Origin of the sequence: Pseudomonas sp. FW300-N2A2 (assembly GCF_017351735.1) — a bacterium.
Lineage (GTDB): Bacteria > Pseudomonadota > Gammaproteobacteria > Pseudomonadales > Pseudomonadaceae > Aquipseudomonas > Aquipseudomonas migulae.
The window spans coordinates 13,655-31,392 of record NZ_JACNDU010000018.1 but is presented as its reverse complement, the minus strand read 5'-3'; the positions used below and the strand labels follow the sequence as shown (position 1 = coordinate 31,392).

Here is a 17,738-nt window from a genome sequence, read left to right as displayed (position 1 = left end):
CGCCATCGCCAGCAAGCCGGCTCCTACAGTTGATGTGTGTGTGATGGTTGAATCACTTTTCTACGGGCGAAAAAAAACCCGCCAGAGGCGGGTTTTTCCCAAGACCATTGTCGACTCCCTGTCGGTAGCGAATCCTTGCTGATGGTCGATCATCCGTGATCCTGAAGCGCTTCCTGTGCTTCAGTTGATGTGGCTAGATTACGCATCGGATCCAATGTGCAATAGAAGACATAGCTACCATCGCGTGTAAGACATTCGCTATACCAGCCCTTCCGAAAACCCTTAGACGCCTCAGGTATCGAGCGCTCAAGCCGCGAGTTTCGCGGCCTGCAGCGGAGCTACGACGGGTAGGGTCTGCGCCATGGTGATCATTCTTCCTGTCTCACCCGGGCTTTGGCGGTTTCAGCCAAAAACTGTTCAATGTTGTTCATCTGTTCCTCCCAGCCCCGGCTGTCCATGCGGAAAGCCTTTTCGCGGCGTGTCTGGGGGATGTGATCGAAACCGGACTCGAACACCTTGAGCAACGTACCTTCAGGGTGGTCCTCCAGCTCGAACTTCACCAGCGTGGTGGGTTCCTGGGAATAGTCGACATCCGCGCGCACCGCGTAGGGGTGCCAGCGAAACGAAAACACTCGCTCCGGCTCGACCCGCTCCACCAGCACATTCCACAAAACGTGCTCATAACCGGGGTACGTGACCTGCCCCTGAGTCCACTCACCGGCGACAAAACGCTTGCCTTCCAATGCCACGCCAAACCATTGCCCGAACGCTTCGGCATGGGCCAGCACACGCCAGACCTGCGAGCGCGGGGCTTTAAGCAGGATCTTCCTTTCGATGCGATCTGATGCTGGGTTCATAAGTCACCTCCTGTACTGAACAGTAGGCCTGTGTGACCACAAGTCCAACCCTAAAGTTGTACCAATCGGGCCTCTCAATCAACCTGCCTGAAATATTCGGCCGCACATCCGGGCCAAAGTTCGGCGCTGCGAACAAGAGTCATCAGGCGGGAGCTGCTACCGTTTGCAGGGACGACATTGACCGGACAAGGAAGATTCATGCAGCCCTCACTCATGGAACGTTATCGCGGCGCCCTGCTGGGCCTGGCCTGCGGTGATGCCGTCGGCACCACGGTCGAGTTTCAGCCACGCGGCTCGTTCAGGCCCCTGACCGACATGGTGGGCGGCGGCCCATTCAACCTGAAACCCGGGCAATGGACCGATGACACCTCAATGGCGTTGTGCCTGGCCGAAAGCCTGCTGAGCAAAAACGGCTTCGATGCCGCCGACCAGATGGGCCGCTACCTCAATTGGTGGCAACGGGGTTACATGAGTTCGACCGGGGAATGCTTCGACATCGGCATGACCGTGAGCGAGGCTTTGGCCCGGTATCAGCAAACCGGCGAACCCTTCGCGGGTTCAACCGATCCCTACACGGCGGGAAATGGCTCGTTGATGCGGCTGGTGCCGGTGGTTCTGAATTACTTCCCCGACCGCGACCGGATCAGGGCGTTTTCCGCAAACAGTTCCCGCACGACCCACGCCGCGCCTGAAGCCGTTGAGTGCTGCCAATTGCTCGCCGAGCTGATAGGTCACGCGTTACAGGGCGCGGCCAAAGCGGATTTACTCCGCTTGCCGGCCACGACCTTCCTGGAGCCAAAAGTCGCCGCCATCGCACGCGGCGATTATTTCGACAAACCTGAAAGCGCTATCCGTGGCAGCGGTTACTGCGTCGCCTCGCTGGAAGCCGCGCTGTGGTGTTTTCATCACACCGACAGCTTCGAAGCCGCCATCCTGACGGCCGCCAACCTGGGCGATGACGCCGATACCACCGCCGCCATCGTTGGTCAGTTGGCCGGCGCTTTCTACGGTGTCCAGGCCATTCCCGAACGTTGGCTGGCGAAGTTATACCTGCGCGAAGACATCGAGGCTTGCGCGGATCAATTGCTCAAGGCTTCCGGCGCTGACACCGCAAGTGAATGAGGCTTCGCTACACTGCACCTCTTCTTTTCCTGTCACAGCGAGTTTCCCATGAACCCACGCGTGCTCCTGGCGCTGACGCCGTTGCTGTTCACCACCGTTGCCCATGCCGTCGATTGCGACAACGCCACCGACCAGGCCACGATGAATCAATGCGCGGCGCAGCAGAACAAGGCGGCGGACAAGGAGTTGAATGCGCTTTACCAGCAGATCACCGCGCGTTTGAAGGACAGCCCCGAGAGCAAGAAGCAGTTGATTGGCGCGCAACGGGCGTGGATCGGGTTCCGGGATGCCGAGTGCAGGTTTTCGGCGTCCGGGGTTGAGGGCGGGAGTGTTTATCCGTTGATCTACGGTGACTGCATCACCGAGTTAACCAAGGCGCGGGTGGAGACCTTCAAGAATTATCTGAAGTGCCAGGAGGGAGACATGAGTTGCCCGGTGCCTGGGCAGTAAGTTCTCGATTGGATTCATTGGCCTCATCGCCGGCAAGCCGGCTCCTACAGGGATTTTCAGTGTGACCGCGATTGCGTGAACACCGCTGAACCCTGTAGGAGCCGGCTTGCCGGCGATGGCGTCAGATCAGACGCCGCAACTACCGGACAAATATCTGCGCCGTGGTAATCGCCATATCCCCACCCGGCAACTTGATGCTGCCCACCTGTTTCAGGCTGTCGGCATCAAAAATCGCCACATCGTTAAACGTCCCCGCCAGGTAAATCTTGCTGCCGTCCTTGTTGAAGGAAATGCAGTAGTAGGAATGATCCAGCGTCGCCGCCTGGAGCATTTTCTTTTCCTTGATGTCGTACTTCGCCAGGCGATTGAGCACGCCGAACATCAGGTTCGGGTCCTTCGGCGAGCGCATGCCGCTGAAGTAGATTTCCGTCAACGGGCCGAAGTCGGTGGTTTCGGTCTTGCCGGTTTTCAGGTCGATGCTGAACAGCCCGTACAGGTACTCGGCGGTCAACGGATCCTGCTTCTTGTCCTTGAACTTTGCCGCGGTGTAGAGCAGCGAGAAGTCATGGCGATAGGTCTGCTGGTTCCACACATAAAGCACGTCCGGCGCGCTGTAGTTCGCCCGTTTCCAGTGACGGCTGGGGATCAGCACGTCGAATTTTCCGGTTTTCACATCGACCTTGTAGACGTCCGCCCCGGCCACATACAGCGTGCCGTCGTCGCCACTCTGCATGATGGTCAGCTGCCGTGGCGCCGGGAAACTGCGCACGGGTTTGGCATCCATGCCGGCGTCGGTGGCGTAGACATCCAGTCGTGGCTGCTGAACTTCATAGCGGTCATTGAGCATCAACGTCGGGTTGGCAACGGTGAACAGCTCCTTGCCGTCATGACTGAGGGTGAAGGCGAACATCGACTTCGCTTTCTCCCCCGGCTTCTGGGTGATGCTGGCGTGGAACACCTGTTTGCAGCTGTCCAGTTCGACGCCGTAGATGTCCGCGTAGTGGTTGTTCAGCACGTAGGCGGTCTTGCGATCCGGCGACAGCTGCACGGTGCCGGGGCCAAAGGCGTCGGGCATCTTGCAGGTCTTGAACAGGGTGTCCGTCGCCAGGTCGATGACGTGCAGGTTGTTCGGATAATTGGTGGTCAACATGTACTCGTGACCGTCTTGCAGTGCGGTGTTTTCATCGGCCAGAACGTTGAACGAACAGGCACTCAGGACGGCAAACGCGGCCAGGCCGCAGGCTTTGATGCTAGGCATGCTGGAATCCTTCTTGTCTGTCCGATCACTTGTCTTTAGGGAAGACAGTGCCAAGGTTGCGCCAGTTGTCGTTGGACGCCTGGGCATCCTTGTTCCAGTCCGGGTAGGTGCTCATCATGTCCGGCACCTGGGCCGGCCACCAGCAAGGGTCGGAGCAGCCATAAAGGTCGGCTTCCATCGGCTGGCACAGCGACGACACACCGCCAAACGCATCGATTTCCCAGCCCGGGTCGGTGGTCGAGGCGCAGCCCGCGACAGAGCTCATCGCCACCACTTCTTCGATGCGGTTATCGGCCGCGGCTTCATCGAGTTTCAACGCTTTGTTATTGATTGCCTTGAGATGTTTCATATCAGTGAGCCTTGCGCGGAGTGATGTAGCTGCTGATAAACGCAGGGTTGTTGGCCATGATCCGGGTGTAGACCTCGATGCCGAAGTCGACCCAGTCACGCATCAGTTCGCAGTAGTGATAGGTCGGGTGGGTCGGGTCGCCATAACGGGCGTAACTCTCGTGGTAGCAGCCGCCGGAGCAGAGGTTGCGGATCTGGCAGTCTTCGCAGCCGGTGTTGGTACGGTCGAGACGCTGGGACAGGAAGTCGTTCAACTCCACCTGTTTCACCCCGCTGTGCACGTTGCCGAAGGTCGGCAAGGACGAGCCGGTGAAACGGTGGCACAGGTTCAGTTCGCCCTTGTGATCCACCGCCAGCATCTTCAGGCCCGCGCCGCACGGCAGGGCTTTTTTGTGGCCTTCGTGGATGTCTGTGATCAACTGGTGAAGGTTGGAGAAGCCGATGTTGCGGTGCTCCAGCGCCGCTTCCAGATAACGCCGACCGAGCGCCTTCATGTTGGCGAACACCTGCACCAGTTCATCACTGGTGAGGTTGAAGCTGCTGATGTCGCCGGAAGTCACCGGAGCAAAGCCGACTTCGGCAAACCCCAGCTCGTTGAACAAGTGATCCCAGATGGTTTCGACGTCGGTAACGCCGGTGGTCAACGTCACTCGCGCGCCCACCGGACGACTGTTGTAGCGCGACAGCAGCATCTCGGCCTTGCGCCGCACCACGTCGTACGTGCCCTGCCCGCCCACGGTGATGCGGTTGCGGTCGTGCACGGTTTTCGGCCCGTCGATACTGACGGAGAGCCCGAAACGGTGGGCGTTGAGGTAGTCCACGGTTTCTTCGGTGAGCAGCGTGGCGTTGGTGGTCATCACGAACTCGACGAACTTGCCGGCTTCGCGAAAACGCTTCTCACAGTAATCGACCATGTACTCGATCAGCTTGCGATTGCTCAACGGTTCGCCGCCGAAGAACACCACGGTGAAGCGCTCTTCGTCCGGGGATTCGCGCAGCAGCATTTCCACTGAAGCGATGGCCGTTTCAACGTCCATTTTCTTGCCCGCCGACGGCTTGTCGAGGTCTTCCTTGTAGCAGTAGGTGCAGCTCAGGTTGCAGCCGGTGTTGACGTTGAGCACCACGGTATTGATCGCGGTGCGCTCGACCCGTTTGGTGCCAATGTCCGGGGTCAACGGCGAACCGTCGCTGACCAGTTCCAGCGAGATCAGCTCGCGCAGGGTCTCGGTGATTTCTTCGCCGTTGAAACGTGCGGCCAGGCGCTGGATCAGGTCGTCCGACGAACAGCCTGGACCGCGCAAGGTGTCGATGATGGTGCCCGTCAGCTCATCGCTGGCGAACAGCGAACTGCTGGGAATGTGGAACAGCATGCGGTCGGCATCGACGTGCACTTCGTGCAGATTCCGCTCGACCAGATTCAAAATAGCGCCCATTGCAACCTCCTGTGCAGACCTCCTTCACGAGGCCTGCGGTCATTCCAAAAAGTGTCTGAAACGGTTAACGGTCAGCCAACTCATGGAATGGGTGGATTGTTCCAGCGTTGCACGGTGACGATCATGTGGCCCTCGCCGGTCAGGGATTTCCCCGCGTCGTCGACGGCGGCGATCACCTTGAGGTTGCCGGCATTGTTGGTGGACATTTTGCGTTGCGGGTTCGGCCCGGCATCGCCCGGTGTGAACACGCCGCTGTCAGCCTGCATGGTGCCGGCGAACTTGACGTCTTCGTCTTCCTTGGCGCGGTCGTCGAAGGCTTCGACTTTCCATTGCGCCGGGAACACGCCGATGCGATACGGTTTGCCGTCAGCGCCCTTGCCCCAGGCTTCGGCGTCAAAACGGCCCTGGACTTTCGGCGTCGAACCACCGCCCTCGCCGATCCGCGCCACCGAGAACTCGGGCACGACTTTGACTTCGGCGATTTTGCTGTAGACCGACAGGGTCGGGCCTTTCAGCGTGCCGACGGTGACGTTGCGCAGCCCCGGCTGGGCATTGGCGGCTGCCTTGAGCTTGACGCGCATACGCTGCGGACTTTGCTCCAGCACTTCGACCACTTCCACGCCTTTGCCGAAGTTCGGCTTACCGCTGAGACCGCTGCCGACCAGGGTCACTTCTGACACGCTGCCGGCCTTCAGGTAACCCGGCTGCACGGCGAGCAAACGACTGCTGCCCTGCTTGGCCGCGACGAAGTCCAGACCCCGTTCATCGTGCTCGGCCTCGAACATCCGGCCTTGCATCGCATTGCCCTGGGCGGCGAACACCTGGCGCATGGTCACGCCGTCGATGGTCACGTTGCCGCGCCATTCGTAGCCGGTGTAGAGAATCGCGCTGCCGTCGCCATTGAACGGCGTACCGTCGGCGTATTGGCCTTTGACGCTGACCTTGAAGGTGTCGTCGCCAGCGGCGGTCACGCTCATCACCCCGGCCAGTTCACCTTTGCCCGGCAAGTGGCCGCTGAAGCTCCAGTCACCGGCAAACGCTTCGGCTTTGGGTGCTGCGCTCAGCCATTTTTTCCAGGCCGGGTTGTCCAGCGGATAACGCTTGGCCAACAGCGGCACCATGTCTTTGCGGGCAATGTCGAACCAGTCGCGGTCGCGGGCCAACGCCTGGTATTCGAGGGACGGCCATTGGCCGAGGTGGAAATTCACCAGACGCTCCCATTCCTGGGCCGGACGCCGTTGCAAGGCGACCCGCGCACCGGAGTGGCAGCGACCGCACATCTGGCTGGTCTGGTCGTCGAACTTCTCGACGGTATTGAGTCGACGCTCCAGCGCGTAACGCACGCCGTCCGTCTCGCTCGGCGCCAGGCCCTGGGTGTCGGCCAGGTATTTGACCAGGGTACGGCGGTCGTCATCGCTGATCTGCAAACCGTGCATGGTCTGCATCCGGGCGATGCTCATCAGCCAGCCTTCCGGGGTTTTGCGCTGGTGGCTGATGCGGCTCAGGGTGTTTTCGGCTTCAGGGGTGTGACAGCCCTGACAGGTTTCCTTGAGGATGGTCTGGGCGTCGCGGGCTGCCAGGCTGTCAGGCGAATGCAGCGCCACACACGCGGCCACGGCCAGCAGACTGACGCTCAGGCCTGATCGGAGTTTTCTCTTCATCAACGTCGAACCTCGCACGGTGCTTTCTTATTTTTGTGGCTTATCGTTTTTATGGTTTCTGCCGCCGGCGGCGCACCGCAGACGGAGGCAAGAGAAACGTCTGCGATGAGCAATACACGGAGCGTGCCAGCTTGCCGATTACCTTTTTTATCAAGCGTTTGCGTGAAGTTGAATGCGATTGGCCATGCTTGATCGAGAGCGCGTGCGTCTAATATCGCGACAGTTGTTGCAGTCTGAGACAAGCATAGATGCCTTAACCGGGACAGCTCATCGCACGACGATTGACGACAGGCCCGTGCGGGGGCGAAATGGTTGTTCACCAATTGCCGTTCAGGGGATAACGAAATGGCAAACATCACTGTCCTGGCGGGGGACTTTCTGCAGGGTGACGGAGAGTACAGAGACGGCGTTTTCACCTTGAGAACGTCGCTTCACCCGTGGCCCGGCATCACCCTGCCACTCTCCTCGTTCAAAAGCGTGGAAGTCGCCAACGAAGAGTCGATCAACAACATCAAGGACGCCATCGGCTTCGGCGTCGCCGGCGCCATGCTGCTGGGGCCCATCGGCGCGATTGCCGGTTTCATGCTGGCCGGAAAAGAAACCGAAGTGACCTTTCTGGCAACGCTGAAAGACGACAAAAAGCTGCTGGCTGCCGTTGATAGCAACACGTTCGATGAGATTTCCCGGAAAATAGCAGCTTGATTGCCTGACGCGAGCCGCACCGGCCTTCAACGGTGCGGCTTGTCGCCGGTTCAGATGGAATAGGTGGGATGAATGCTCTTGTGCGCCTCGATTTCCTGGCGCATGTCCGCCACCAGCGTGGCGATGGCATGGGGACTGTCCAGTGTCCACACCGGAACGTGGGTGGCGATCAGGTCCACTTTGCCCGTCATGCAGTCACAGACCCGGATCGTCATGGACTGGTCCGCTTCCATGTTGCAGGTGCAGACGGCGGGTAGAAAACTGTGTTCGATGATGCTTTGAATTTCCAGGGTTGAAAGGAACATCGCAACCTCCCTTACGCCAGATGTATAGCAGGGGAAATGCTCCGTCATTTCACCACCGAGCCTGAAAATTCTATTCCCCAAAGGTGGGGGGCTCAAGGGCGCAACCCGGTTGCTCGTCGTCTCGACGGGTGGTCATCGGCGCTCAAGGTATCGCGCTTTGCGCCGATAACCTGCTACACCAAACGTTAAGGGAATGACGACATGGCAATTTCTTTAAATGCAGCCTTGATCCAGCCATCGGCCGCTCAGCTCAGCCAGTCCAGCCAACCACTGACCGCGAAAACGCTGACTGAAGACCTGCAGAAAACAGCGGTCAACATCAATCCGGCAGCGATTTACCATCCAGGCGATGAAACCCCGGCATCCAGTCCGGCCATGGAATCGATCGAGACCTGGATCGGCCGCACCCAGTCACCCGACTTCCCGCAGGTTGCCGAGCGGCACAAAAATGCCCATCAATCGCTGAAATACTCCTTCGAAGAGTTCCAGTCAGCGTTGGCCCATGCCTACCCGGATCTCGCCGACAAAAAATTTGGCTTCACCATTCAAGCGGATGGAAGCCTCAAAGCCCTCAACAGTTCAGGCCAGCTCAGTTCTTCCGATATGAACCGGCTGAACAATCTGCTGAATGCTTCCAGTTCGCTGAAATCGGCAGCGAGCAGTTACCGCGACGCCTCCATCGACCTGGTGGCCGCCGACTCCGTATGGGGCGGCAGCTACGTGGGCGGGTACAACCTGAACAAGGAAAACTTCGCCAACACCATCGATCTGGGCGCCCTGTTCTTGAAGAAAGGCTCGGTGCCAAACGCTGAAACCCTGAACGGCTTCTTCTCTTCCCAGTTGTGGAGTAAAGGCGAGCGGATGACGCGGGAGACGGAAACGGTGATGCTGGCCGAGCGCAACAAGATCGACGTGACGGCCTGATTCCGACAACAGGCGCGGAGTGCCCGAATCAGCTCAGGCCGCATCGTTGGCCTGAGCTGAAAAAACCGTCTCTTGAATCTCAGCTGCCGTCGCGATTTGCGACAACACAGCGGAACCCGACGGCCCCGAATTTCATCCCACGCCCGCCACCAAAGGGCTATCCGGCCCTTCCGGACAGTTGGCACAGCCATTGCGAAAGCCTCGTTCTCACGAACAACAAGAGGCCTCGCCATGACGCTCCCCTACCTGCTTCCCGCCACCTCGGCGTTCATCCAGCGCGCCCCGCGCATGCTTATCGGCGGCGACTGGGTCGAGGCTGCCGACGGCCAGACCATGCCACTGCACAACCCGGCCACCGGCGATGTGCTGTGCGTGGTGCCGCGGGCCACGCCCGAAGACGTTGACCGTGCGGTACTCGCGGCGCGTCAGGCGTTCGATGATTCCGCCTGGACCCGCACCCGCCCCCGCGAGCGGCAGAATTTGCTGTGGAAACTCGCCGATCTGATGGAACGCGACGCCGAACTGCTGGCGCAGCTGGAATGCCTGAACAACGGCAAGAGCGCGGCGGTGGCTCAGGTGATGGACGTGCAACTGTCCATCGACTTCCTGCGCTACATGGCCGGTTGGGCGACCAAGATCGAAGGCTCCAGCGTGGAAGTGTCGTTGCCGCTGATGCCAAACGATCAGTTCCACAGTTTTATTCGTCGCGAAGCGGTGGGCGTGGTCGGCGCCATCGTCGCCTGGAACTTCCCGCTGCTGCTGGCCTGCTGGAAACTCGGCCCGGCCCTGGCCACCGGTTGCACCGTGGTGCTCAAACCCGCCGACGAAACCCCGCTGACTGCCTTGAAACTCGCTGAGCTGGTGCTGGAAGCCGGTTACCCCGAAGGCGTGTTCAACGTGGTCACCGGCACCGGCATCACCGCCGGTTCGGCGCTGACCCACAACCCGCTGGTGGACAAGCTGACCTTCACCGGCTCCACCGCCGTCGGCAAGCAGATCGGCAAGATCGCCATGGATTCCATGACCCGCGTCACCCTGGAACTGGGCGGCAAATCGCCGACCATCGTCATGGCCGACGCTGACCTGAAGACCGCCGCCGCAGGCGCTGCCAGCGCGATTTTCTTCAACCAGGGCCAGGTCTGCTGTGCCGGTTCGAGGCTGTATGTGCAGCGCAAGCATTTCGACAATGTGGTGGCGGACATCGCCGACATTGCCAATGCCATGAAGCTCGGCAACGGGCTGGACCCGAGTGTCGAGATGGGGCCGCTGATCTCGGCGCGCCAGCAGGAACGGGTTTACGGGTACATCGAAAAGGGTCGGGAAAGCGGTGCGACGATTGCCTGCGGCGGTGAACAATTCGGGCCGGGATTCTTCGTCAAACCGACAGTGATCGTTGATGTCAACCAGAAGCACTCGCTGGTGCAGGAGGAGATCTTCGGGCCGGTGCTGGTGGCGATCCCGTTTGATGATGAGGCCGATGCGTTGCGCATGGCCAACGACAGTCCCTATGGGCTCGGCGCGAGCATCTGGTCGAATGATCTGGCGGCGGTGCACCGGATGATTCCGCGGATCAAATCCGGTTCGGTGTGGGTCAATTGCCACAGCGCCCTGGACCCGGCGCTGCCGTTTGGCGGGTACAAGATGTCGGGGGTCGGGCGGGAGATGGGGTATGCGGCGATTGAGCATTACACCGAGTTGAAGTCGGTGTTGATCAAGCTGTAGTAGCGGCGCCCTCCAGGCCCCCATCGCTAGCAGGCTAGCTCCCACAGGGAAATACATTCCAATGTGGGAGCTAGCCTGCTAGCGATAGGGCCAGACCAATCGCTACAAATATCAGGGCTTGAACCCCTGCCCCAACAACCAACTCCTGACCATCCTCCCCTGCTCCACCGTCAACCCCGCCAACGCCTGCCCGGCCGGTTCAGTCCGCAACCTGCGCACCAACGGCGCCAACTCAACCCCCTGCACATGCCAGATCCCCAACGGCTGATCCGCTGTAATCACCACCTCGGCCTCATCCACAAACCCATCCTTCAACACCGGCGCCCGCTCGATCCGCAGCGCGGCAAAATCCGCCTCGGCATGCGCCACCTCTGCATCCGGCCACTGCCGCCGCGCCTGCCAGAATGGTTGATCCAGCCAACGCTGCTCATCGGCATAAAAGTCCCGCCCGATCCGCGCAAAACGCAAAAACAACTGCTCCACCCGTTGCTGATGAAAGCGCTGGGCCAACGCCGACCGCTCAGGTTTTCGCAACAACGTGTTGATCACCGTCGGCGCCTGCAACGCCGAGGACAAGGACTGAAAGATGCCATTGCCCGACAGCGGGTCCACCGCCATCGCCGCATCGCCGACCCGAATCCAGTTTTCTCCGCACACCTGCGGGCTCAAAATCGCGGTGCTGCTGCGGGCGTGCAGCTGTAGATCGACCTCATATTCGGCACCAAAAAACTCACGCGCCAACGAGGAACCCTGGCGCTGCTGGCGACAATAATCGAGCAACTGCGCCTTGCCCGGCAGCTCGGCGCTGGCGACGTCCACCGTCCATTGCCAATAACACTGACCGTCCGCCCGCCGCGCCATCCACGCCCAGCCGTCCGCAAGACTTTCCACGGCACTGGCGGTGTTGCCCGGCGCGCCTTGCCAGCGATTGAGCAGGCTGACCGTCTCCGGCCCGCGCAGCCCCTTGCCGAGTGCGGGTGCCTGGCGTCCGCGCGCCTCCACCAGAAAATCGGCAACCAGCGCTTCGTGCCCTTCAATCTCGACCCGATGTCCCTCCGCCGAGGTCTGAACGCTCAGCACCCGACCTTCAATCAGCTCAACGCCCGCCAGGCGCAGGTCCTCGCGCAGTCCTCGATCAAAGCTCGGGCGGTCCAGCAGGAATTCGATGTTTTGCGCATGCTGCTGACCGTTCCACGACACCTGCCGCTGCGACGGCAACGCCGCATCCGCCAGCGCCTGATGCAGACCGGCACCGCGCAAGGCCTCCAGCACCCGCAGCGAAACGCCTTCCAGCGCAGCGAACCGGCGCCACTCGCTGACCAGCGTCACGGGGTAACCGAGCCGCCGCAAGCCCAAGGCAACCGCCGCCCCCGCTGGCCCCGCGCCCAGAATCAGGATCATGCTCCGAAGCGCCGTTCAGGACCGCGATAACGGGCATTCTTGCGCAGCCAGTCGATGATCTGTTCGTTGCTCGCCTCGGGCTGTGAAACCAGGAAACCGGCAATGTGCCCGCTCAACGCCGCGCAGCCCAGACTGGCACCGGACTGCCCCGGATACGTCCCGTGCACGCACGCCGCGAAATCCGCCTGAGCGCTGTTGAGCCATGACCATTCCTGTTCGGCGCAACGTGCATCGCCGGTCACCCGCAGCACCTGTGGATAATTCGCCGGGAACACGCCATCGCCCTGCGCCGGGCTCGACGCACACAGCAGAATGCCTTGCGCTACCGCTGCCGCGCAGGCTTCGCGCAATAGACTGCGGTCCTGGCGCAAACCGAGGCTCAGATTGATCAGCCGTACGTCCTGCGCCACCAGCCAGTCAATCGCCGTGGCGATCTGCAAGGCGCTGGTGACGCCGCGCTGGTCGAACACCTGAGCCACGCAGAACACCGCCGAAGGAGCCCGATGACTGATGGCTTCGATCACCGCACTGCCGTGGCCGAGCGGGTCGTCGCGCAAGTCACTTTCGGCCAGACCGTCCGCCAGCAACGAGAACCGTCGCCCGGCGATCACCTGCACCCGCTGCGCCGCCGAATGGCCGCTGTCCACTACACCGATCCGCAGTTCAGACTTCATGCTGCACCGTTTTCGACGTGAGCACGCCGTCGAGCAATTCGAAACGCAGGTCGGCATCGGCCAGGGTTGAGGGGCGATGACTGATGAGGATGCGCGTGCGTCCGGCAAACAGTCGGTCGATGGCCTCGATCACTTCGCGCTCGGTGGCTTCATCCACCGCCGAAGTGGCTTCGTCGAGCACCAGAATCAGCGGATCCTGCAACAGTGCCCGGGCGATGGCGATGCGCTGTTTCTGCCCGCCGGACAACTGCTGACCGCGTTCGCCCAGCGGACTGTCGAGGCCTTCGGGCAATGAGGCGATCAGGCTGTCGAGTTGCGCCAGCCGCGCCACGTCGGCGATTGCTTCACGGCTGGCGTCGGGCACCGCGTAGGCCAGGTTATCGGCGAGGCTGCCGCGAAACAGCACGATGTCCTGACTGACCACGGCAATCCGCCGGCGCAACTGGAACAGGTCCAGTTCCCGCAGGTCGACTTCGCCGAGCAGCACCCGCCCGGACTGTGGATCGTGATGCCGTTGCAGCAAATCGATCAGCGTTGATTTGCCGACGCCGGAGCCGCCGCTCAGGGCGACTTTCAAACCGTAGGGAATCCGCGCTTCGATGCCGCGCAAGGTGCTCGGCCGACCGGGATGGCTGAAGTGCACATCGTCGAAACGCAGTTCGCCGGAAGTTGGCATGGGCCGGGGTTCAACGGGGCTCAGCACGGTCGGTTCTTCACCGCGCAATTCCATGACCCGCCCCAGACTGACCGTCATCCGCTGAATCGCCACGTAGAGCCCAAGCAGACTTTGAACCGGTCCGACCGCCATCCCCAAGTACGTGGAAAACGCAATCAACGCGCCCAGTTGCCACGTCCCTTGCACCACCCAATAACCGCCAATCAAAAACGCACAGGCACGGGACAGCGAGGTCAGCGTGCCCGGCACCGCCTGGGTGAAAAACTCGGTGACTTGCAGGCGCAGCAATTGACTCATGTAGCCCTGCCCCAACGCCTCCAGACGCCGCGACTCACGTTGCTGCTGACCGGCCGACTGAATGAATTTCATCACCGGCAGGGTTTCGACCATGAACGACGACATGTCCGCCGAACGCTCGCGCAACTGGCGCACATCGCGCTCGACCTTGCGCCGCATCCAGCGCAGCCAGAGCACGTCGAGGGGAATCAGCACCAGCGCCAGCAGCGACAACTTCCACGACAACGTCAGCAGCATCGCCACGGCGACCACCAGACCGATCACGCTCGACACTGCCGAGAACAGCGAATCCACGGCGAAGCGCTGGATCTCCGCAACATCGCCATCGAGTCGCGACATCAGGTCGCCGATGCGCCGTTGCCCGTAGAAGCTCGGTGACAGGGTTTGCAAATGCCGATAAAGGTCGTCGCGCAACGAGAACAGAATCCGCCCGGACAGCCGCGTGTGCAGGTAACGATTGATCCCCGAGAGCGCCGTGCCGAGCAGCCCGGCGACGATCATCAACCCGGCGATCAGCACCAGCATGGGGAAGTTGCGGGCCAGCAAGCCATCGTCGATCAGCAGCTTGGTCAGCCAGGGTTGCACCAGCACCAGCGACGAGGCGCAGACCGATAAACCGAGCAGTCCGGCAATCGCCAGACGATGCGGGCGCACAAAGCTGTAGAGCCAGCGCAACGCCGCTTGCAGGGCTTCGGGATTCTGGCTGTCGATCAGCCGAACGATCAGGCGCTGCATCACGAACGCAACTGTTTGAGCTTGCGGTACAAGGTTGCGCGGCTGATGCCCAAGGCGTCGGCGGCGGCCGAGACGTTGCCCTGATGGCTGTCCAGGGACTGGCGAATCAGCTCCAGTTCGTTTTCGCGAATGCTCCCGGACGCCGGCCGCTCGCTGGCGTTCAGTTCGTCGAGCATGCTGTCGGGCAAGTGATCGAGGGTGAGGACGGTGTCCCCCGGTTCGCGCATGGCCAGCGCCGTGCGCAAGACCATTTCCAGTTGGCGGATGTTGCCCGGCCAGTGGTAACCCGCGAGCAAGCGGTTCAAGTCGTCATGCAGGAGCATGGCCGGTGCATCTAGCCTGGCCAGCAGACGACCGACCAGCGCGTTGAAATCGTCGCGTTCGCGCAGGGCCGGCAACATCACGCTGATACCGTTGACCCGATAGAACAGGTCTTCGCGGAAGTGTTTTTCTTCGACCAGACGCTTGAGGTCGCGGTGGGTCGCGCAGATCAGGGCGACGTCGATGTCCTGTTCTTCACCGGCGCCCAAAGGCGCGACTTTACGGTCCTGCAACACGCGCAGCAGACGCGCCTGCAAGGCCAGCGGCATGTCGCCGATTTCGTCGAGAAACAACGTGCCGCCATGGGCCTGTTGCAGACGCCCGACCATGCCGCCGCGCCGGGAACCGGTGAACGCGCCTTCACGGTAGCCGAACAGTTCCGACTCGATCAGGCCTTCGGGAATCGCCGCGCAGTTCACCGCGACAAAGGGTTTGTCGCAGCGGCTGCCGGCCATGTGCAAGGCGCGCGCGATCATTTCCTTGCCGGTGCCGGTTTCGCCGAGCAGCAACACCGGCAACTCGTTGGCCAGCCCCTGACGGGCCATGCGCAAGGCGCGGGCATAACGGACGTTGCTGCCGGCCAGGGCGTCGAGATCCGGTTGAGGTTTGGCGGTTTTGGCGGTGCTGCGCGGCGGCGTGCTGACGTTGATCGAGCGCTGCGGTGCGCGCAGGGTTTTATAGAAAAATTCGCCTTTGGCGGTCTGCAAACTGCCGACGCCGCCCTGATGCAAACGCGACAACAGTTGCAAGCCGTCGACACCGAGAAACTCTTCGCAACGGCGACCGACCAGCGCCGAGCGTTCGGCATGGAGCAACTGACACGCCTGGGCGCTGACCGCAAGAATCTGCCCGCCAAGGCTCACCGCCAGCAAGCCCTGCCAAGGGGATTCGAGGTACTGCCGGCGGCTGTGGAACGCCAGCACGATCTGGTCGGGGAAACTGGCGTTGAACACCCGGCTTTCAATCTGGCTGACCGCCATGGCCAACAGCGCGGTGCTGTCGTGAACGCGGCCGAGCGGGCCTTCGCGGGTCAGGTCGAGGACGCCGAGGATGTCGCCTTGCGGGCAATAAATCGGCACTGAGGTGCAGGAGAAATCGGTCAGGCGATCGAGGTAATGCTCGCCGCAATCGATCATCGTCGGCCGGGCTTCCACCAGCGCGGTGCCCAGTGCGTTGGTGCCGCGAGCGGCTTCGCTCCAGCAGGCGCCAAGGGTGATGTCTTGCAGGCCGCTGCCCTTGAGGCGATCGGCACGGCCTTCGACCGCGAGGATGGTGGCGTCGGAGTTGGCGAGGATGATCAGGCCTTCCTTGCCCTGGCGGTCGGCCAGGTAATCGATCGCCGGCAATGCCGCGTCGATCAGCAGGCGATTGTTCGCCAGCAGCACGTCGAGGCTCGCGCTCGATTCCAGCGCCAGTTCATGCTTGCTGTTGAAATGCACGCCATGGCTGAGGCTGCGTCGCCACGATGCATCGATTTCCGCCCGCAACACGCCATCGGGGACTTCACCCTCAAGATGGAGTTTTTCCCGGGCCAGCCGGGCTTCACGGTGCAGCTTGGGGGAAGTTGTTTTTATTAGCGTCATCAAGCGCTCCGGATCGGTCCGCCCTGCGCTTTTTTAAGTTCAGCGCCCTGCCGCAATCTTTACGTTAACGTCAGGGCGATGGCAAGTGTGTTTCATCCGTTGTACCGCGTTATCGTTCATCGCCGGCAAGCCAGCTCCTACAGGTTCAGCGTTAACCACAATTTAGCGTTCACACCAATCCATTGTAGGAGCTGGCTTGCCAGCGATGGCGGCCTCCCAGTCCACAAAGAATCAGATCCGCCACACCTCGGGCCCGACAAAAAACGCCCGTGCATTGTCCTCAAGACTCTCCAGGTGATACCCACCCTCCTGCACAATCAGGCACGGCAACCCAAGGCTGCGAATCCGCTCACCCAGCCGCGCAAACCCTTCCCGCGTCACCGCTACTTTGCTCTGCGGGTCCAGTTCGAAAATGTCGAAACCCAGGGACAGCACCAACGCCTCGGCAGCGAAATCCTTCACCGCCGCCAGCGCAACCTCCAGTTGCCCGAGGAAGTCCGCCTCACTCGAACCATGGGCCATCGGCAAGTTCAGGTTGTACCCCTCGCCCGCCCCGACACCGCGCTCATCCGCAAACCCGGCAACCCCCGGATAGAAGTTGGTCGGATCGCCATGCACCGAGACATACAGCACGTCATCGCGGTCGTAGAAAATCTCCTGAATCCCCTGACCGTGGTGCATGTCGGTGTCGAGCACCGCGACGCGTTCAAACCCGCCGCGCAACACCTGCGCCGCCACCGCCGCGTTGTTCACATAGCAGAAACCACCGGCCGCTTCGGCCCGGGCGTGATGCCCCGGTGGACGGCACAACGCGTAAGCCGCCGGCTCGCCATCAAGCAACGCCTGCGCCCCGGCCACTGCGCTTTGCGCCGACCAATAGGCCGAACGCCAGGTCTGTTCGCCCACCGGGCAACTGCCATCCGCGAGATAACGTGCGGCCTGAGCCAGGATTCCGCGCAGAGCGTTTGGCTCACGGACGAAGATGTTCGACATCACTTCGTCGCCCCAATCTTCCGGGACTTCCTTCCAGCGCTGATGCGCTTCCTGGAGAAACGCCAGGTACGGCGCACCGTGCACCGCCAGCAGCGGATCAAGTCCGGCATCCACCGGCTGCTCGACTTTGAAACCCAGCGAGCGAGACGCCTGCACCAGTCGCTGCGCACGCTCCGGCACTTCCTGCGGCGTGCGCATCTGTCCGCGGGAGTAATAGCTGCGTGGATGGTGAAGCAATTGTTCGGGATGGAAAAAACTGCGCATGGGCCTGATTCC

The 17,738-nt window shown here is 61.4% G+C and carries 16 protein-coding genes; 5 read left to right on the top strand and 11 right to left on the bottom strand.

Features of this window, described 5'->3' with window-relative positions; genetic code table 11:
- Nucleotides 1-368 precede the first annotated feature (368 nt).
- A complete protein-coding gene (locus tag J4E42_RS20325; protein ID WP_207286015.1) occupies nucleotides 369-857 on the bottom strand; it encodes an SRPBCC family protein in 489 nt (162 codons plus the stop codon).
- Nucleotides 858-1,055: 198 nt separating this feature from the next.
- Between J4E42_RS20325 and J4E42_RS20320 the strand changes: the two genes are divergently transcribed.
- The gene (locus J4E42_RS20320) at nucleotides 1,056-1,979 is read left to right on the top strand and encodes an ADP-ribosylglycohydrolase family protein (RefSeq protein WP_207286014.1); all 924 of its coding nucleotides are present in this window, start codon (nucleotides 1,056-1,058) and stop codon (nucleotides 1,977-1,979) included.
- A 48-nt stretch (nucleotides 1,980-2,027) separates the two neighbouring features.
- A complete protein-coding gene (locus tag J4E42_RS20315; protein WP_207286013.1) occupies nucleotides 2,028-2,429 on the top strand; it encodes a lysozyme inhibitor LprI family protein in 402 nt (133 codons plus the stop codon).
- Nucleotides 2,430-2,568: 139 nt separating this feature from the next.
- Here the strand turns inward: J4E42_RS20315 and peaD are convergent, their stop codons facing one another.
- The 4 genes from peaD to peaA all read right to left on the bottom strand — a co-directional run bounded on the left by peaD (nucleotide 2,569) and on the right by peaA (nucleotide 7,129).
- Nucleotides 2,569-3,687, bottom strand: coding sequence for a quinohemoprotein amine dehydrogenase subunit beta (peaD, locus tag J4E42_RS20310; RefSeq protein WP_207286012.1), 1,119 nt, complete (start codon nucleotides 3,685-3,687; stop codon nucleotides 2,569-2,571).
- Between the two features lie 25 nt (nucleotides 3,688-3,712).
- Nucleotides 3,713-4,036, bottom strand: a complete 324-nt coding sequence (gene qhpC / locus J4E42_RS20305) for a quinohemoprotein amine dehydrogenase subunit gamma (RefSeq protein ID WP_207286011.1) — start codon at nucleotides 4,034-4,036, stop codon at nucleotides 3,713-3,715.
- A gap of 1 nt (nucleotide 4,037) precedes the next feature.
- Nucleotides 4,038-5,468 carry a quinohemoprotein amine dehydrogenase maturation protein gene (gene peaB / locus J4E42_RS20300; protein WP_008027964.1) on the bottom strand — a complete coding sequence of 477 codons (1,431 nt, stop codon included), beginning with the start codon at nucleotides 5,466-5,468 and terminating at the stop codon, nucleotides 4,038-4,040.
- 80 nt (nucleotides 5,469-5,548) lie between these two features.
- Entirely contained in the window at nucleotides 5,549-7,129 is a 1,581-nt protein-coding gene (peaA, locus tag J4E42_RS20295; RefSeq protein ID WP_192228861.1) for a quinohemoprotein amine dehydrogenase subunit alpha, read from the bottom strand.
- 345 nt (nucleotides 7,130-7,474) lie between these two features.
- Here peaA and J4E42_RS20290 point away from each other — a divergent pair, with 345 nt between their 5' ends.
- A complete protein-coding gene (locus J4E42_RS20290) occupies nucleotides 7,475-7,831 on the top strand; it encodes a hypothetical protein (protein ID WP_008039921.1) in 357 nt (118 codons plus the stop codon).
- A 50-nt stretch (nucleotides 7,832-7,881) separates the two neighbouring features.
- Here the strand turns inward: J4E42_RS20290 and J4E42_RS20285 are convergent, their stop codons facing one another.
- A complete protein-coding gene (locus J4E42_RS20285; RefSeq protein WP_008027970.1) occupies nucleotides 7,882-8,136 on the bottom strand; it encodes a DUF1652 domain-containing protein in 255 nt (84 codons plus the stop codon).
- Between the two features lie 201 nt (nucleotides 8,137-8,337).
- Here J4E42_RS20285 and J4E42_RS20280 point away from each other — a divergent pair, with 201 nt between their 5' ends.
- Both J4E42_RS20280 and J4E42_RS20275 read left to right on the top strand, forming a co-directional pair.
- Nucleotides 8,338-9,060, top strand: coding sequence for a hypothetical protein (locus J4E42_RS20280; RefSeq protein ID WP_207286010.1), 723 nt, complete (start codon nucleotides 8,338-8,340; stop codon nucleotides 9,058-9,060).
- A gap of 231 nt (nucleotides 9,061-9,291) precedes the next feature.
- Nucleotides 9,292-10,782: an aldehyde dehydrogenase gene (locus J4E42_RS20275; RefSeq protein ID WP_207286009.1), complete on the top strand. Its 1,491-nt coding sequence runs from the start codon at nucleotides 9,292-9,294 to the stop codon at nucleotides 10,780-10,782.
- Between the two features lie 111 nt (nucleotides 10,783-10,893).
- Here the strand turns inward: J4E42_RS20275 and J4E42_RS20270 are convergent, their stop codons facing one another.
- The 5 genes from J4E42_RS20270 to J4E42_RS20250 all read right to left on the bottom strand — a co-directional run bounded on the left by J4E42_RS20270 (nucleotide 10,894) and on the right by J4E42_RS20250 (nucleotide 17,726).
- Nucleotides 10,894-12,183, bottom strand: coding sequence for a tryptophan 7-halogenase (locus J4E42_RS20270; protein ID WP_207286008.1), 1,290 nt, complete (start codon nucleotides 12,181-12,183; stop codon nucleotides 10,894-10,896).
- Complete coding sequence (locus tag J4E42_RS20265) at nucleotides 12,180-12,857, bottom strand: S8 family serine peptidase (RefSeq protein ID WP_207286007.1); 678 nt, start codon at nucleotides 12,855-12,857, stop codon at nucleotides 12,180-12,182. The genes J4E42_RS20270 and J4E42_RS20265 overlap by 4 nt, the downstream gene beginning before the upstream one ends.
- Entirely contained in the window at nucleotides 12,847-14,565 is a 1,719-nt protein-coding gene (locus J4E42_RS20260) for an ABC transporter ATP-binding protein (RefSeq protein ID WP_207286006.1), read from the bottom strand. The genes J4E42_RS20265 and J4E42_RS20260 overlap by 11 nt, the downstream gene beginning before the upstream one ends.
- On the bottom strand, nucleotides 14,565-16,469 hold the full coding sequence (locus tag J4E42_RS20255) for a sigma-54-dependent Fis family transcriptional regulator (protein ID WP_207286005.1): 1,905 nt from the start codon (nucleotides 16,467-16,469) through the stop codon (nucleotides 14,565-14,567). Before J4E42_RS20255 ends, J4E42_RS20260 begins: the two co-directional genes overlap by 1 nt.
- A 231-nt stretch (nucleotides 16,470-16,700) precedes the next feature.
- Nucleotides 16,701-17,726: a histone deacetylase family protein gene (locus J4E42_RS20250; RefSeq protein ID WP_207286004.1), complete on the bottom strand. Its 1,026-nt coding sequence runs from the start codon at nucleotides 17,724-17,726 to the stop codon at nucleotides 16,701-16,703.
- Nucleotides 17,727-17,738: the final 12 nt, after the last annotated feature.

Coding starts and splice junctions, on each gene's coding strand:
- J4E42_RS20315 (WP_207286013.1), top strand. CDS start 2,028: ATGAACCCACGCGTGCTCCTGGCGCTGACGCCGTTGCTGTTCACCACC.
- J4E42_RS20290 (WP_008039921.1), top strand. CDS start 7,475: ATGGCAAACATCACTGTCCTGGCGGGGGACTTTCTGCAGGGTGACGGA.
- peaA (WP_192228861.1), bottom strand. CDS start 7,129: ATGAAGAGAAAACTCCGATCAGGCCTGAGCGTCAGTCTGCTGGCCGTG.
- J4E42_RS20260 (WP_207286006.1), bottom strand. CDS start 14,565: ATGCAGCGCCTGATCGTTCGGCTGATCGACAGCCAGAATCCCGAAGCC.
- J4E42_RS20265 (WP_207286007.1), bottom strand. CDS start 12,857: ATGAAGTCTGAACTGCGGATCGGTGTAGTGGACAGCGGCCATTCGGCG.
- J4E42_RS20270 (WP_207286008.1), bottom strand. CDS start 12,183: ATGATCCTGATTCTGGGCGCGGGGCCAGCGGGGGCGGCGGTTGCCTTG.
- J4E42_RS20285 (WP_008027970.1), bottom strand. CDS start 8,136: ATGTTCCTTTCAACCCTGGAAATTCAAAGCATCATCGAACACAGTTTT.
- J4E42_RS20275 (WP_207286009.1), top strand. CDS start 9,292: ATGACGCTCCCCTACCTGCTTCCCGCCACCTCGGCGTTCATCCAGCGC.
- J4E42_RS20280 (WP_207286010.1), top strand. CDS start 8,338: ATGGCAATTTCTTTAAATGCAGCCTTGATCCAGCCATCGGCCGCTCAG.
- J4E42_RS20325 (WP_207286015.1), bottom strand. CDS start 857: ATGAACCCAGCATCAGATCGCATCGAAAGGAAGATCCTGCTTAAAGCC.
- J4E42_RS20320 (WP_207286014.1), top strand. CDS start 1,056: ATGCAGCCCTCACTCATGGAACGTTATCGCGGCGCCCTGCTGGGCCTG.
- J4E42_RS20250 (WP_207286004.1), bottom strand. CDS start 17,726: ATGCGCAGTTTTTTCCATCCCGAACAATTGCTTCACCATCCACGCAGC.
- J4E42_RS20255 (WP_207286005.1), bottom strand. CDS start 16,469: ATGACGCTAATAAAAACAACTTCCCCCAAGCTGCACCGTGAAGCCCGG.
- qhpC (WP_207286011.1), bottom strand. CDS start 4,036: ATGAAACATCTCAAGGCAATCAATAACAAAGCGTTGAAACTCGATGAA.
- peaB (WP_008027964.1), bottom strand. CDS start 5,468: ATGGGCGCTATTTTGAATCTGGTCGAGCGGAATCTGCACGAAGTGCAC.
- peaD (WP_207286012.1), bottom strand. CDS start 3,687: ATGCCTAGCATCAAAGCCTGCGGCCTGGCCGCGTTTGCCGTCCTGAGT.